Source organism: Methylobacterium sp. E-025 (genome assembly GCF_022829705.1).
Taxonomy (GTDB): domain Bacteria; phylum Pseudomonadota; class Alphaproteobacteria; order Rhizobiales; family Beijerinckiaceae; genus Methylobacterium.
In genome coordinates, this window is the sequence record NZ_JAKSYR010000102.1 from 431,999 (window position 1) to 446,328 (window position 14,330).

Sequence of the window (14,330 nt, forward strand, 5' to 3'; positions counted from 1 at the left end):
CCGGTTCGGCGTTCAGGCCCAGATCGCGAAGAAGTGGTGGACCGGCCCATGCCCCTCGCCGATCGCGAGGTCGTCGGCGGCAGCGATCGCGGCGGCGACGTAGGCCTTGGCGGCCCGGACCGCCGCCTCGAGGCCGAGGCGCTTCGCGAGGCCGGCGGCGACGGCGGCCGACAGGGTGCAGCCGGTGCCGTGGGTGTTGCGCGTCGGGTGGCGTGCGCCCGAGAGGCGCCGCACCAGCCCCTCCGAGGTCAGCAGATGGTCGACGCTCTCGTCGCCCGCGGCATGGCCGCCCTTGATCAGCACGCCGTGGGCGCCCGCCGCGACGAGGCGCCTGGCCTGCGCGGCCGCGCCGTTCTCGTCGGCGGCCGGTGCCTCGTCGAGAAGGCTCGCCGCCTCGGGCAGGTTCGGGGTGATCAGGTCGGCGAGCGGCATCAGGCGGCTGCGCAGCAGCATCACCGCGTCGTCCGAGATCAACCGGTCGCCGCTGGTGGCGACCATCACCGGATCGAGCACCACCGGGATGCGCCGCGGGATGGCGTGGCGCTCGAGCGCCGCGGCCACGGCCTCGATCACCGCCGGCTGCGACAGCATCCCGATCTTCACCGCCGTCACGGCGAGGTCAGAGAAGACGCTGTCGATCTGCGCGGCGACGAAGTCGGCGGGCACGTCGTGGATGCCCTGGACGCCGCGCGTGTTCTGCGCGGTCAGCGCCGTGATCGCGCTGGCGCCGTAGACGCCGAGCGCGGAGAAGGTCTTCAGATCGGCCTGGATCCCGGCGCCGCCGCCCGAATCCGATCCTGCGATGGTCAGCGCGATCGGCGTCATCGGGCAGCTCCTCGTTCGGCCAGCGCCGCGTCGACCCGCGCCCGCAGGTCGCGCGCCCGGCCCTCGACCGCCTCCGCCCCGAACAGGGCCGAGATCACCGCGATCCCGTCGGCGCCGGCGGCGATCACCGCGGCGGCGTTGCTCGCGTCGATGCCGGCGATCGCGCCGACCGGCACCGCGGTGCCGCGGGCGAGCCTGGCGCGGAACGCGATCCGCGCGAACCCGTCGAGGCCGACCGGTGGATCCGGGTTGTCCTTGCTGGTCGTGGCGAAGACGCCGCCGATGCAGGCGTAATCCACCGGCAGCCGATAGAGCTCGTCGGCCTGCGCGCCGGTCTTCAGCGTCAACCCGACGATCGCCCGGTCGCCGAGCAGCCGGCGGGCATCGGCCGGGTGCAGATCCGACTGGCCGAGATGCACGCCCTCGCAACCCGCGGCCAGCGCGAGGTCGACCCGGTCGTTGACCAGCAGCGGCGCGCGGCCGGCGAGGGCCGCATGGATCGCGCGGATGCGGGCGAGCGCGGCGCGGGCGTCGGCGATGTCCTTCTCGCGATACTGGAACAGGGTGCAGCCCCCGGCGACCGCCGCCGCCGCCATGTCGGCGAGGCGAGGCCCGTCGTCGCCGCAGACGCCGACGTCGAGGAGACCGTAGAGGCGCAGGTCGACCGTCGGACCGGACGCGCGGCCGGTCGTCGCGTTTCCGAGGCTGCCGCCCGCCTGCATCGCCCGCCTCCTCACGACCGGCTGTCGTCCCGGCGCGTTCGGCCCTGTCTGGCCACCGCAGAGCCGCTTAGCAAGCGCTTTCGGCCTCGGAGGCAAGAGGGCGCCATCCCCGCCAGAATGTCGGCGCCGCGTTGACGGATTGCGGCCGTTTGCGGCTTAAGCAACGACAGGTCGATGCGCGGCCGCTCCATCGACGACCGCTCGGCCTTGGGCGGCGGGTCATGCGATGGACAGGGCGACGGGAAAGACGATGTCGGCGGACTTGCGCGCGGCCGGGACGGTGCCCAGCCCCTCCTCCGTGGGGCTCGCCGCGGCGATCATCGCCGCCACCGAGGGCGAGCCGCGGGCGCTGACCGTCCAGGTGGCCGACCAAGCCGCGGGACGCGGCGACGGGCTGCCGGCCGGGCCGCTCGTGTCGGAGCATGCCACCCTGGAGCGCGGCCTGCGCGCCTGGGTCGAGCGCCAGACCCACCAGCGCCTGGGCTACGTCGAGCAGCTCTACACCTTCGGCGACCGCGACCGGCAGGCCGACGCCAGGGCAGGCGTCCACACCCTGTCGGTGGCCTACCTCGCCCTCGTGCGCGAGGAGCGCCCGGCGGGCCTGGCCGAGGCGGCCTGGCGCAACTGGTACCGCTACCTGCCCTACGAGGATTTCCGGAAGGGCCGGCCGCCCGAGCTCGATGCGATCGAGGCCGAGCTGCTGGCCTGGGCCGGCGCGCCGACCGATGCCAAGCTCCGGCGCTCGCGCGCGGACCGCCTCGGCCTCACCTTCGGCCTTAACGGCGCGACCTGGAACGAGGAGCGCGTGCTGGAACGCTACGAGCTGCTGTTCGAGGCGGGGCTGATCCCGGAAGCCGCCGGCAATGCCGGGCCCGCGCGCCCCGGCGACCCGACGGGAGTGCCGATGGCGTTCGACCATCGCCGGGTGCTCGCCACCGCGATCGGACGCCTGCGCGGCAAGATCAAGTATCGCCCGGTGGTGTTCGAGCTGATGCCGCCGCACTTCACGCTGCTCCAGCTTCAGCGCACCGTCGAGGCCCTGTCGGGAACGCAGCTCCACAAGCAGAACTTCCGCCGGCTGGTGGCGCAGCAGGGGCTGGTGGAGGAGACCGAGGGCGTCACCAGCGGCACCGCCGGGCGGCCGGCGCGCCTGGTCCGCTTTCGCCGTGAGGTCCTGCTCGAGCGCCCCGCCCCCGGCCTGCGCCTGACGCCGTCGCGCCGGTCGCAGTGATGCGAGCCGGCAAAGTCATCCTCGAGACGCCGTGTTCCGGGCCGAGGTATTTAGCCAGCACATGATAATACTTGTTGCTTTTCAGCAACCCCACGTACTTCTCAATATTATGACTGGATTATGACGAAGACTCCGACGTAGACTTCGCTAGTCCTGCTCTCAGAACGCCGAAGATCGGCACGAGGGGACGAATCATGGACTTCAAGCAGGGTGTCTCGATCGCCGCGGTGGTCGTCGCGGCCTATGGGCCGGCAGCCGTCCAGGCGCAGACCGCGAACACGACGCCGGCCAACGTCAACGTGCTGAACCTGCTCGCGCCGTTCCTCTCGCTGAACGGAACGGCGGTCGGGCAGCAGACGCTGCAGCTCAACCTCTCGCAGGCCATCGCCCAGAACCAGGGCGCCTCGGTCGCCGACCAGCAGCGGGCGATCAGCGACAAGGCGCTGCCCGGAAGCGCCGCCTTCGCGACGACGATCACCCTCCTCGACGGGACGCGGGTCAATCTCGGGCCGGGCGACAACCTCGCGGGCGGCCTGCCGCTGCAGGTGGCGCAGAGCCCGGGCGGCCTCAACCCCTACCAACCCGTGGGCGGGCTCGGGCCGCAGCTCGGCGCGATCTACCAGACCGGCATCCGGGCGAGCACCGCGACGAGCGGGCCGCTCACCAATACCTTCAACCTCCTGAATCAGGCCTACACGGTGCTCAGCGCCAACCTCGGCGTGGCGAAGAGCTACTTCGCGAACGGGGCAGCGAACAACCCGAGCACCGCGCCCTCCGGCAACGCGCCGCCGATCCCGGCGGTGGCGCCGGCCGGCTACACCCTGCCCACCGGTCCCTACACGATCCCCGCCGGCTCGCCCGCCGGGGCGGCCGGGACGACCGGCACGCTGCCCAACCGCTTCGACAGCGTCCTCGACCTCGCCTACGGCGTCCGCAACACGCAAGCGGGCCAGGACGTCTACGGCTCCTCGCGGCCGATCCAGGTCGCCGCGAGCCGCTACAACGTGTTCGACCCGACGGCGCTGAGCGGCATCGCCACCAACCCGTCCTTCCCGAGCGGGCACACCCAGTACGCCTATACCGACGGCTACCTGCTCGCGATGCTGGTGCCGCAGCAGTACCAGAACATGCTGCTGCGCGCCTCGGACTACGCCAACGACCGCATCGTGCTCGGCGTGCATTATCCGCTCGACATCATCGCCTCGCGCGCCTTCTCGGCCTACGACCTCGCCCAGACCTTCACCAACCCGGCCTACATCAACAACGCCGCGACGACAGGCACGGCGATCAACATGCCGGGCCTGTTCACCCGGGCCGCGGCGGAGCTGCAGGCCTACGAGGCGGCGCAGTGCGGGAACACCGTCGCGGCCTGCGCGGCGAGTGCCGCCAACACCGCGAGCAACCCGTACGTGCCCTCCGCCGCCAACCAGGCGCTGTACCAGGCCCGCCTGACCTACGGCCTGCCGACCCTCACCTTCGCCCAGGCGCCGCGCGAGACGGCGCCCGTCAACGGCCCCGACGCCTCGATCCTGCTGGCGCCGCTCTACGGCGGCAGCACGACCGCCGCCAGGACGATCGCGCCGAACGGCGGCCTCTACGGCAACCTGCAGACCGGCACGATCAACCAGATCCTCCTCAACACCGAGACCAACGCGCTCGCCGCCTTCTACGGCACGGCGCTGAGCTACTGGAGCCGTCTCGACCTGTACTCGGCCGCCGGCTACTTCGGGAACGTCACCGGCGCCCTGCGGATGGATGCCGCCGACGCGCTGACGACGAACGTCGCCGTCGGCAACGGCGGCGCGCTCTACGCCAACGGCACAATCGCCGGCCTCGCCACGGTCAACGACGGCGGCCTGCTCGGCGGCACCGGCACGGTCGGCGGCATCAGCGCGCTTTCGGGCGGCACGGTGGCGCCGGGCAACTCCATCGGCACGCTCACCGTCGCGGGCAACGCGGCGTTCGCGGCCGGCTCGGTGTTTCAGGTCGAGGCCAACGCCGCCGGCCAGTCCGACCGGCTCGCGGTCGCCGGCACGGCGACGCTCGCCGGCGGCACCGTGCAGGTGCTCGCGGCGCCCGGCACCTACGATCCGCGCACGCAGTACGCGATCCTCACCGCCGGCGGCGGCGTGGCCGGGCAGTTCGCGGGTGTGACCGCGAACTTCGCCTTCCTCACCCCGACGCTGCGCTACCAGGCCAACGAGGTCGACCTCACGCTGACCCGCAACGACATCGCGTTCGCGACGATTGCGCAGACCCGCAACCAGGGCGCGGTCGCCAACGCGATCCAGGCCGGGGGCCCCGGCACCGGCGCCTACGACCGCACCATCGGGCTGACGACGCCCGAGGCGGTCGGAGCCTTCCGGGCGCTGACCGGGGACATCCACGCGAGCACGGTCTCGGCCGAGTTCGAGACCGCGTTCTTCGTCCGCGAGGCGATCCTGGATCGGATGCGCTGGGGCGCCACCCCCGGCTTCGCGGAGGGCGCCGATTACGGCCGCCTGCCGGCCGCCTACGCCGCCGACCTGCCCGGTCGCCGCGCCGCGCCGGTGCCGGTCGCCGTCCGCACCCTCGACCCGCGGGTGTTCGGGCTCTGGGGCCAGGGCTTCGGCAGCTTCGGGCAGGCCCGCAGCGACGGCAACGCGGCGAGCCTGTCGCGCCAGACCTCGGGCTTCGTGCTCGGCGCCGATGTCCGCGTCGCGGGCGGCTTCCGCCTCGGCGTGGCCGGCGGCTACACCGCGACCAGCCTCGACACGGCCGGGCGCCTGCAATCGGGCTCGATCGAGAGCGGCTTCGGCGGCCTCTACGGCGGCTACGAGCGCGGGCCGGTCTCGCTGCGGCTGGGCGCGGTCTACGCCGACAACGCGGCGCGCCTGACCCGGACGGTGGCGTTCGCCGGCTTCGCCGACACGCCGAGCGCCCGCACCGGCGGCTCGACGATCCAGGGCTTCGGCGAGATCGGCTACAAGCTCTTCCTGGGCGGCGCCGCGCCGCCCGTCGGCCAGGACGCCGCCCCGGTCCCGGCGGAGCTGTCCTACATCGAGCCCTTCGTCGGCGGCGCCGTCGTCGCGATCGGCCGCGACCGCTTCACCGAGACCGGCGGGATCGCCGCGCTGACCGGGTTCGCCCGCGACTACGACCTCGGGGCGGCCACCGCCGGCGTGCGGGCGCAGACGAGCTTCGATCTCGGCCTCGGCGCGCCGGTCTCGGCCCACGGCCTGCTCGGCTACCGCCGGGCCTTCGGCGACGTGGTGCCGACGGCGCTGCTGGCCTTCGGCGCCACCGGCCCGGCCTTCCTCACCGCGGGCATCCCGATCGACCGCGACGCCCTCGTGGCGGAAGCCGGCCTCGACCTGCGGGTCTCGGCCGCCGCCACCCTCGGCATCGCCTACACCGGGCAGGTCGGGTCCCGCGCCGAGGACCACGCCGTCAAGGGAAACTTCACCTACCGGTTCTGAGCTGTTTCGGACCCATCACGATCGGGCCAAATTTCCACCGCCGCGACCCTCGGGTCGCGGCGATTTTGCGTCTCACGCGATGTCCCTGCGCGCCGATCCAACCCCTCATCTCGATCCTAAGCGCTTCCGAGAACCGGTAGCCTCGAAGGAGCCCGCCGGCCGGGCGCGCGATCGCAGGAGGGCTCCTTCGAGGCTGCCGAGGCAGCACCTCAGGATGAGCGCGTTGGTTGGGATAGGGGGACGCCTACCCATTTGACTTCCGGTGCGCGCTATCCGCGGAACGCCGGCAGGCACCTCAGTGGAGTCTGCGTCGGGCCATCCCGAAACGCCCGCCCCATCAGCCGAATCGCGGCAGCGGCGCGATCCGGGGCACGTCGGTGCCGCCCTTGCGCTCGAGCAGGCCGGGCGGCGGAACCGGCGCCACGATCGTGCAGACGACGCCTGCGGGATCGAAGGCGAGATTGACCTCGCCGGCGAGCTCGCGGGCGAGGCTGCGCTCGATCAGCCGCGAGCCGAACCCGGTGCGCGTCGGCTTCGCCACCGGCGGGCCGCCGCTCTCGACCCATCGGAGGGTGAGGCTGACCTCGTCGTCGCGCCGGAGCGTCCAGGCGATGTCGATGCGGCCGCCTTCGCGCGAGAGCGCACCGTACTTGACCGCGTTGGTGCCGAGCTCGTGCAGCGCCATGGCGATCGACAACGCGATCCGCGGCGGCAGCCGCAACGGCGGCCCGGAGACACGGAAGCGCGAGACCTCCGGGGAATCGAGCGGGCGGATCGCGTCGGCGACGACCGTGGCGATCTCGGCCCCCTCCCAGCTCTCGCGGGTGAGCACGTCGTGGACGCGGGCGAGCGCCAGGAGCCGCGCCTCGAAGGCGCCGCGGGCCGCATCGGCCTCGGCCCCGTCGAGGCTGCGCAGGGACTGGTTGGCGATCGACTGGACGGTGGCCAGCGTGTTCTTCACCCGGTGGTTCAGCTCGTGGATCAGGAGGAGCAGGTGCTCCTCGGCGGACTTCGCATCGGTGATGTCGACGTTGCAGCCGGTGTAGCCGAGGAAGGTGCCGCCGTCGTCGAGGCGCGGCACGCCCTCGCAGCGGAGCCAGCGCACCGCCCCGTCGCGATCGATCACCCGGACCTCGGTGCGGAAGGGCTTCCGCGCGTCGAAGGCGTCGGTGAAGGTGGCCGAGAAGCCGGCGAGGTCGTCGGGATGGACGATCTTGTGCCAGCCCTCGTTGGCCAGCGCCGTCGCCGGCATTCCGAAGATGTGCTCGAAATGCATGTTGACGAAGCTGACCGTCGCAGCCTCGTCCGTCATCCAGATCAGCGCCGGCGCGGAATCGGCCATGTGGCGGAAGCGCGCCTCGCTCTCCCGCAGCGCCGAGAGCCCGCGGCGGGTGTCGGCCAGTGCGCGGTCGCGCTCGCCCTCGCGGGTCTTCAACCGGAGCGAGGCGTCGGTGAGCACGTCGCCGAGGCGGCGGATCTCGTGCACCGGCGAGGCGATGCGCGGGATCGCCTCGCCGCGCGACAGGGCCGGGCCGGAGGCCGCGAGCTGGCGCAGCGGACGCGACACCCGCGACCACAGCACGACGGCGAGCGCCGACGACGTCGCCAGGACGAGAAGGCCGAACCCGCCGAAGGCCCAGACCCAGCGGCGCAGCCGCGCGTCGACGAGGGTCTGCGGGATGCTGGTGCCGACCGTCCACCCGGTGAGGCGCGAGCGCGCCTCCACCACGACGACCGGGCGGTGCTGCCGGTCCTTGCCCTGCCAGACACCGGGCGTCTCGGTCTGGATCTGCCGCAGGCTGGCGAGGCGCGGGCGTCCGACGATCGCGCCCGGGTCGGGCAGGCGGGCGAGAACCAGCGCCTGCCGGTCGGAGATGCCGGTGGTCCAGCCCTCGACGACCTCGCGGGCGAGGATCGCCTGCAGGCGGCTCACGGGCGCGCTGAAACTGAGGATGTAGGCGACGTTCGGGCCGACCATCACCGGCACGGCGACACCGTAGGTGGCATCGCCCGGCATCGGCCCGGGAAGGTAGCCGGTCACCATCGCCCGCTGGGTGCCCGAGGCGATCTCCTTGTCGAACGGCAGCACGGTGATCGGCAGCATGCCGCCGCGCTTGATCCCGGTGTTGACGATCTGCTGCCCGTCGGGACGGCGCAGCATGATGTCGAGGTCGATCGCCTCGCGGACGAGACGGGCCTGCGCGTCGAAGGCCTCGAACTCGCCATCCTTCAGGCGCGGCGAGGTGGCGAGGGTCTGCAGCACCGAGACCAGGCCGGCGGTGTCGCGATCGATCGACAGGGCGATGCCGCGCACGTTCTCGCGGGCATCCTGCTCGAAGCGCGCACGCTCGACGGAGGCGTAGCGGGCGAGCAGGATCGCGGTGAAGATCAGGCCCGGCCCGATCAGCGCGATCACCAGCGCGACGAGGTAGACCTGCGTCGAGGCGCCGTTCCGCTCGAGCCGCTCGATGCGACGGCGGAGCCAGCTCGGACGCGGGCCGCGGCGGCCGCGGGCGGCGGGCAGCTCGCTCGGGCTCACCGCAGCATCCGGATCGCGGGCGGGCGCGGCGGCGTCATCGGGGGCGTAGTCCTGCAGCATCGCGCCATCACGGGTCGGACTTCGGCCGATCGGAGCTCGGCCGGTCGATATGGCCGAGATCGCGCGCCGGATCGAGCCGGTCGCGCACGCGCTGCTTCAGGGCCTTCACGTCGGGGAAGCCGCCGTCGCGGGTCCGCTCCCAGACCGTGTCGGGGCCGACGGTGATCGAGAAGGCGCCGCCGCTCGCCGGGATCAGCGCGACCTCGCCGAGGTCGTCGCAGAAGGTCGAGAGCAGTTCCTGCGCCATCCAGGCGGCCCGCAGGAGCCAGTTGCACTGGGTACAATAGGTGATGGCAACGCGCGGCTTGTCCGCCGCAGCTTGAGGCGTGTCATCCATGGGGCGCACAGCGCACCGCGGCGATGGGCTTGTCAACCTCGATCGGCTCCGCCCGGACGATCGCGCGATGCATCGCGAACGCGCGGCGCGGCCCTTCTCCCGGCGGGTGCGGCACCCTATCTCACGTCGGCGTGATTACGGCCAAGCTGGGCCGGACGAGGCAGGCAGGAGTGGTGGACATGTCGTCGAGTGCGGACTTCGCAACGCCGCGGACCAGCCCGATCATCGCCCGCATCGCCGGTGCGCTGATCGCGATGCTGTTCGCGTCCTGCCTCTCCGGTTGCGGCGCGATCAACCGCGTTCCCACGCTGGAGGAGCAGGCGAAATCCTCCTGGAGCGAGGTGCAGAACCAGTACCAGCGCCGGGCCGACCTGATCCCGAACCTCGTCGAGACGGTGAAGGGCTACGCCAAGCAGGAGCAGGACACCCTGACCAAGGTGACCGAGGCCCGCGCCAACGCCACCAGCGTCAAGGTCGACGCCTCGACGATCACCGACCCGGCCAAGTTCAAGCAGTTCCAGGACGCGCAGAACCAGCTCAGCGGTGCGCTCGGGCGCCTGCTGGCCACGGTCGAAGCCTACCCCGACCTGAAGTCGAACCAGAACTTCCTGGCGCTGCAGTCGCAGCTCGAGGGCACCGAGAACCGGATCGCGGTGGCGCGGCGCGACTACATCGGCACGGTCCAGGCCTACAACACCGAGATCCGCACCATTCCCGGCCGCTGGATCGCGGCGTGGTTCTACCCGGAATCGAAGCCGATGGAGACCTTCACGGCAACGCCCAATTCCGAGCGGGCGCCGAACGTGAAGTTCTAGGGATTTCCCGCGCATGCGGCGCGGAGCGCTCAGGGCCTTCCCCCTCGTCCTCGCCCTCGTGGCCTGCGCCGGGCTGTGGACGGCTGCGGCGGCTGCGGAGCTGACCTTCCCGAAGCTGACCGGGCGCGTCGTCGACGCCGCCGGGATCCTCACCCCCGAGCAGCGCGGGACCCTGGAGGCCAAGCTCAAGGCCTACGAGGACAGGACCTCCGATCAGGTCGTCGTCGCGACGGTGCCGAACCTTCAGGGCACCACGATCGAGGATTACGCCAACCGCCTGTTCCGGGAGTGGAAGATCGGTCAGGCAAAGACCAACAACGGCGCCCTGCTGATCGTGGCGCCGACCGAGCGCAAGGTCCGCATCGAGGTCGGCTACGGTTTCGAAGGCGCCCTCACCGACGCCCTGTCCCGCGTCATCATCGCGAGCGCGATCACGCCGCGCTTCAAGGATGGCGACTTCGCCGGCGGGATCACCGCCGGCGTCGACGGCATGCTCTCGATCCTCTCGGGCGACGCCGAGGTCTGGCAGCGAAAGCCGAAGGTCCGTTCCGACGAGGTCGATCCGGCGCAGGTCGCGATCTTCATCGGCCTGTTCCTTCTCATCCTGTTCGTGGCGTGGCGGATGAACCGCGGCGGCCGCGGGCGCGGCGGCGGCATCGTCTTTCTTCCTGGGCCGGGGACCGGCGGTTGGAGCGGCGGCACCTCGGGCGGGTTCGGCGGCGGCTTCTCCGATGGGGGCGGGTTCTCGGGCGGCGGCGGCTCGTCCGGCGGCGGAGGTGCCTCGGGTGATTGGTAGCCCCCTGCTCACGCCGGATGCCTACGCACGGATCGAGCGAGCCGTTGGCCGCGCGGAGGCCGGCACCGCCGGCGAGATCGTGGTGATGGTGGCGGCCCGTGCCGGGCAGTACCGCTCGGTCGCGCACGTCACGGCCCTCGTCGCCGGCCTGATCCTACCCTGGCCGCTGCTGGTGCTGACCAGCTGGAGCACCGGAGCGATCCTGCTCGCGCAGGCCGCCCTCGTGGCGGCCCTCCTCGCGGCGGCCCTGTCGGAGCGGCTGCGCGTCGCGCTGACGCCGCGTCGTATCCGGCGCTCGCGGGCCCGCGACGCCGCCCGCCGGGCGTTCTGGTCACGCGGGCTGGGGCGCACCCGCGGACGGACCGGGATCCTGCTCTACCTGTCGCTGGCCGAGCATCATGCCGAGATCGTCGCCGACCAGGGCATCCTGGATCGCGTCGGCGCGGAGCACTGGACCGCGACGCTCGCCGACCTCACCACCGCCTTGCGCGAGGGCGAGGCGGAAGCCGGGCTTCTGCGCGCGGTCGAACGCATGGGAGCGGAGCTTGCGCGTCACGTGCCGGCCGGCCGCGGCGACCCGGACGAGCTGCCGAACCACGTCATCGTCGTGGAATAGGACCGCAGCGGTCCGGACGATGGCGGCAAACGCTCCCCGCACCGCGACGGAGGCGATCGCCCGGCTGGGATACCGGAAGCGGATATCCGCTCACCCCCTCACCGTGAGAATTGTGGGGATGAGAATCGAGGGGTCGGGCCGGTCCTAGCCGCCGGTGACGCTCATGTGGCGCGGCACCGCGGCCGGGCGCTGGCGCTCGATAACGAAGTCGTGCCCCTTAGGCTTGCGCGAGATCGCCTCGACCACGGCCGCCGTCACGAGCGCGTCGTCCGGCGAGGCGCGCAAGGCCGCACGGAGGTCGGCGGCGTCCTCCTGGCCGAGGCACATGTAGAGCTTGCCGGTGCAGGTCAGGCGCACACGGTTGCAGCTCTCGCAGAAATTGTGGGTCAGCGGCGTGATGAAGCCGAGGCGCCCGCCGGTCTCCTCGACGCGGACGTAGCGGGCCGGGCCGCCGGTGCGGTCGGGCAGCGGCGTCATCGTGTAGCGGTGCTCGAGACGCGCGCGGGCGACCGAGAGCGGCAGGAACTGGTCGGTGCGGTCGCCGTCGACCTCGCCCAGCGGCATCACCTCGATCAGCGTCATGTCCATGCCGAGGCCGTGGGCCCAGGCGATCATGTCGGCGATCTCGTCCTCGTTGACGCCCTTCAGCGCCACCGCGTTGATCTTCACCTTGATGCCGGCGGCCCGCGCCGCCGCGATGCCGTCGAGCACCACGGGCAGGTCGCCGCGGCGGGTGATCGCGCGGAACTTCTCCGGGTCGAGGGTATCGAGCGAGACGTTGACCCGGCGGATGCCGAGCTCGGCGAGCTCGGCCGCGAAGCGCCCGAGCTGGGTGCCGTTGGTGGTGAGCGTCAGCTCGTCCAGCGCACCGGTGCCGAGATGGCGGGACAGGCGGCGGAACAGGTGCATGATGTCGCGACGCACCAGCGGCTCGCCGCCGGTGATCCGCAGCTTGCGCACGCCGCGATCGATGAACACCCCGCAGAGCCGGTCGAGCTCTTCCAGCGTGAGCAGGTCGCGCTTGGGCAGGAAGTTCATCTCCTCCGACATGCAGTAGACGCAGCGCAGGTCGCAGCGGTCGGTCACGGAGATGCGCAGGTAGGTGATCGCCCGCTGGAACGGGTCGATCAGCGGCGCCGGCTGAACGTGGCTTTGATGGCCCATGCGGGACTCTGAAGGCGGCGATGCAGTTTCCGCGCGGCGATCGGATGACGAACCTAGCATGGATGCGCATATGATGGGACGCAGGCCCGTGGGCAAGCGCGTGCAGGGACGCAGACGCGCCGCCGGCCTCAGAAGTTGCAAGGGAGTTCAACCGTGACCGAGGAACGCTGGCCGACCGAGATCCGCCTTTCGGGAGACAAGCGCGTGCTCAACATCGCCTTCGACGATGGTGGGCGCTACGCGCTGCCGGCGGAGTATCTGCGGGTGTCGAGCCCGTCGGCCGAGGTGCAGGGCCACTCGCCGGCCGAGCGCAAGGTGATCGGCGGCAAGCGCGCGGTCGCGATCCTCGAGATCCAGCCGGTCGGCAACTACGCGGTCAAGCTCGGCTTCGACGACATGCACGACACCGGCATCTTCGGCTGGGGCTACCTGCACGAGCTCGGCCGCGAGTACGACGCCCGCTGGTCGACCTATCTCACCGAGCTGGCCGAGCGCGGCCTGGACCGGGAGACCGCGAAGGTCGCCCCGATCAAAGGAGGCTCCCCCAAGGACGCCGCCGCGAAGGGCGGATGCGGCAGCGGCGGCGGGTGCGGCTGCCACTGAGACCCGCCAGCGAAACGAGAAAGGCCGGCGTCTCCGCCGGCCTTTCTCGTTCTGCAACCGTCCCGTTCCGGACCGGCGATCGGCCGATCAGCGCTGGACGATGACCTTCGTGCCGACCTTGGCGCGGGTGTAGAGGTCGATCACGTCCTCGTTGGCCATGCGGATGCAGCCCGATGACACGGCGGTGCCGATGGTCTCCGGCTCGTTCGAGCCGTGGATGCGGTAGATCGAGCCGCCGAGATACATCGCGCGGGCGCCGAGCGGGTTCTCAATGCCGCCCTTCATGAAGCGCGGCAGGTCGGGGCGGCGGCGCAGCATGGTCGCCGGCGGGCGCCAATCCGGCCATTCCTTCTTCATCGTGATGTTCTGCACGCCGCCCCAGGTGAAGCCGGGACGGCCGACGCCGACGCCGTAGCGCAGAGCCTCGCCGTTGCCGAGGATGTAGTACAGGCGGCGCTCGGCGGTGGAGACGACGATGGTGCCGGCCGAGTACGGGCCGTTATAGGCCACGGTCTCGCGCGGAACCGCCGACATCTGCGGGACGGCGGAGGCCATCGGGTCGGCTGCGTTGAGCGAAGCGTTAGCCGTCGGGACCGCCACGGCCTGGACCGCCTGCGGGCGCACGCGCACCGACAGCGCGTTGTCCAGCGGCTGACGGGTCAACGGGTCGATCTCGTAGGCGAGTGCAGGCGCCGCCCAGGCGGCAGCCGCACAAACGAGCCCGATCAGGGCGAAGTTACGACGCATCAAGGCCTCTCAAAAGGCAGGCGAAAATTGTGGAGAACGCGGTGGACGACGCTTCGGCACGATGCCGTGCCAAGTCTCGCCAAGGGGTAAACGAGCGCGGCCCAAAGCCAAGCCTGAAACCGCGCCGCACCATGGTTCGCGTCGCGCCGTGACACGGTGGCAACACTGTGGCAGCTTTGCCGTATCGGAGCGAGAACGTGGCCGGGTCGCGCGCTGTGGATAACGAACGCTGAAACATCTTTTACCGGCAGCTGCCGAATACGGCGACGGTGCGGCGGGATCGAGATGAGGACCTGCCGCGACGTGACGCGAACCGATCGTCATCCGGTCGAGCGCTGTCCTAGCCGCGACATCGCGCGGGCTTTGTAGTCTGTTCGGCACCATGCCCCGATACGGATGCCTGCCGCACCGGATAGG

Annotated in this window: 12 protein-coding genes; 6 read left to right on the top strand and 6 right to left on the bottom strand. The window is 71.6% G+C overall.

Annotation, left to right across the window (positions count from 1 at the left end; genetic code table 11):
- Nucleotides 1–12: 12 nt before the first annotated feature.
- Both thiD and thiE read right to left on the bottom strand, forming a co-directional pair.
- Entirely contained in the window at nt 13–825 is an 813-nt protein-coding gene (gene thiD, locus MKK64_RS14245; protein WP_243935548.1) for a bifunctional hydroxymethylpyrimidine kinase/phosphomethylpyrimidine kinase, read from the bottom strand.
- Nucleotides 822–1,547 (bottom strand): thiamine phosphate synthase, encoded by a 726-nt coding sequence (gene thiE, locus MKK64_RS14250; protein WP_243935550.1) that lies wholly within the window; start codon nt 1,545–1,547, stop codon nt 822–824. The genes thiD and thiE overlap by 4 nt, the downstream gene beginning before the upstream one ends.
- Nucleotides 1,548–1,797: 250 nt before the next feature.
- On the opposite strand from thiE, the gene MKK64_RS14255 reads away from it, so the two are divergent.
- Nucleotides 1,798–2,778 carry an NUDIX hydrolase gene (locus MKK64_RS14255; protein ID WP_147729042.1) on the top strand — a complete coding sequence of 327 codons (981 nt, stop codon included), beginning with the start codon at nt 1,798–1,800 and terminating at the stop codon, nt 2,776–2,778.
- A 194-nt stretch (nt 2,779–2,972) separates the two neighbouring features.
- Complete coding sequence (locus tag MKK64_RS14260) at nt 2,973–6,236, top strand: autotransporter domain-containing protein (protein ID WP_243935551.1); 3,264 nt, start codon at nt 2,973–2,975, stop codon at nt 6,234–6,236.
- Between the two features lie 337 nt (nt 6,237–6,573).
- Here the strand turns inward: MKK64_RS14260 and MKK64_RS14265 are convergent, their stop codons facing one another.
- Both MKK64_RS14265 and MKK64_RS14270 read right to left on the bottom strand, forming a co-directional pair.
- Nucleotides 6,574–8,835 (bottom strand): sensor histidine kinase, encoded by a 2,262-nt coding sequence (locus MKK64_RS14265; RefSeq protein ID WP_243935552.1) that lies wholly within the window; start codon nt 8,833–8,835, stop codon nt 6,574–6,576.
- A 7-nt stretch (nt 8,836–8,842) separates the two neighbouring features.
- Complete coding sequence (locus MKK64_RS14270; protein WP_243935553.1) at nt 8,843–9,172, bottom strand: SelT/SelW/SelH family protein; 330 nt, start codon at nt 9,170–9,172, stop codon at nt 8,843–8,845.
- Nucleotides 9,173–9,351: 179 nt separating this feature from the next.
- Here MKK64_RS14270 and MKK64_RS14275 point away from each other — a divergent pair, with 179 nt between their 5' ends.
- From MKK64_RS14275 to MKK64_RS14285, 3 genes are read left to right on the top strand one after another with little or no spacing between them, the layout of a single operon-like run.
- On the top strand, nt 9,352–9,987 hold the full coding sequence (locus MKK64_RS14275) for a LemA family protein (RefSeq protein WP_147859166.1): 636 nt from the start codon (nt 9,352–9,354) through the stop codon (nt 9,985–9,987).
- Between the two features lie 13 nt (nt 9,988–10,000).
- Nucleotides 10,001–10,783, top strand: coding sequence for a TPM domain-containing protein (locus tag MKK64_RS14280; protein ID WP_243935554.1), 783 nt, complete (start codon nt 10,001–10,003; stop codon nt 10,781–10,783).
- Entirely contained in the window at nt 10,773–11,399 is a 627-nt protein-coding gene (locus MKK64_RS14285; protein WP_243935555.1) for a TPM domain-containing protein, read from the top strand. Before MKK64_RS14280 ends, MKK64_RS14285 begins: the two co-directional genes overlap by 11 nt.
- A 144-nt stretch (nt 11,400–11,543) precedes the next feature.
- Here MKK64_RS14285 and moaA read toward each other — a convergent pair whose 3' ends face one another.
- Nucleotides 11,544–12,563, bottom strand: a complete 1,020-nt coding sequence (gene moaA / locus MKK64_RS14290; protein WP_147843840.1) for a GTP 3',8-cyclase MoaA — start codon at nt 12,561–12,563, stop codon at nt 11,544–11,546.
- A gap of 153 nt (nt 12,564–12,716) precedes the next feature.
- Here moaA and MKK64_RS14295 point away from each other — a divergent pair, with 153 nt between their 5' ends.
- Nucleotides 12,717–13,166: a gamma-butyrobetaine hydroxylase-like domain-containing protein gene (locus MKK64_RS14295; protein WP_243935557.1), complete on the top strand. Its 450-nt coding sequence runs from the start codon at nt 12,717–12,719 to the stop codon at nt 13,164–13,166.
- An 87-nt stretch (nt 13,167–13,253) separates the two neighbouring features.
- Here the strand turns inward: MKK64_RS14295 and MKK64_RS14300 are convergent, their stop codons facing one another.
- Nucleotides 13,254–13,913, bottom strand: a complete 660-nt coding sequence (locus tag MKK64_RS14300; RefSeq protein ID WP_147843841.1) for a L,D-transpeptidase — start codon at nt 13,911–13,913, stop codon at nt 13,254–13,256.
- Nucleotides 13,914–14,330 lie beyond the last annotated feature (417 nt).

Coding starts and splice junctions, on each gene's coding strand:
- thiD (WP_243935548.1), bottom strand. CDS start 825: ATGACGCCGATCGCGCTGACCATCGCAGGATCGGATTCGGGCGGCGGC.
- thiE (WP_243935550.1), bottom strand. CDS start 1,547: ATGCAGGCGGGCGGCAGCCTCGGAAACGCGACGACCGGCCGCGCGTCC.
- MKK64_RS14255 (WP_147729042.1), top strand. CDS start 1,798: ATGTCGGCGGACTTGCGCGCGGCCGGGACGGTGCCCAGCCCCTCCTCC.
- MKK64_RS14260 (WP_243935551.1), top strand. CDS start 2,973: ATGGACTTCAAGCAGGGTGTCTCGATCGCCGCGGTGGTCGTCGCGGCC.
- MKK64_RS14265 (WP_243935552.1), bottom strand. CDS start 8,835: ATGCTGCAGGACTACGCCCCCGATGACGCCGCCGCGCCCGCCCGCGAT.
- MKK64_RS14270 (WP_243935553.1), bottom strand. CDS start 9,172: ATGGATGACACGCCTCAAGCTGCGGCGGACAAGCCGCGCGTTGCCATC.
- MKK64_RS14275 (WP_147859166.1), top strand. CDS start 9,352: ATGTCGTCGAGTGCGGACTTCGCAACGCCGCGGACCAGCCCGATCATC.
- MKK64_RS14280 (WP_243935554.1), top strand. CDS start 10,001: ATGCGGCGCGGAGCGCTCAGGGCCTTCCCCCTCGTCCTCGCCCTCGTG.
- moaA (WP_147843840.1), bottom strand. CDS start 12,563: ATGGGCCATCAAAGCCACGTTCAGCCGGCGCCGCTGATCGACCCGTTC.
- MKK64_RS14300 (WP_147843841.1), bottom strand. CDS start 13,913: ATGCGTCGTAACTTCGCCCTGATCGGGCTCGTTTGTGCGGCTGCCGCC.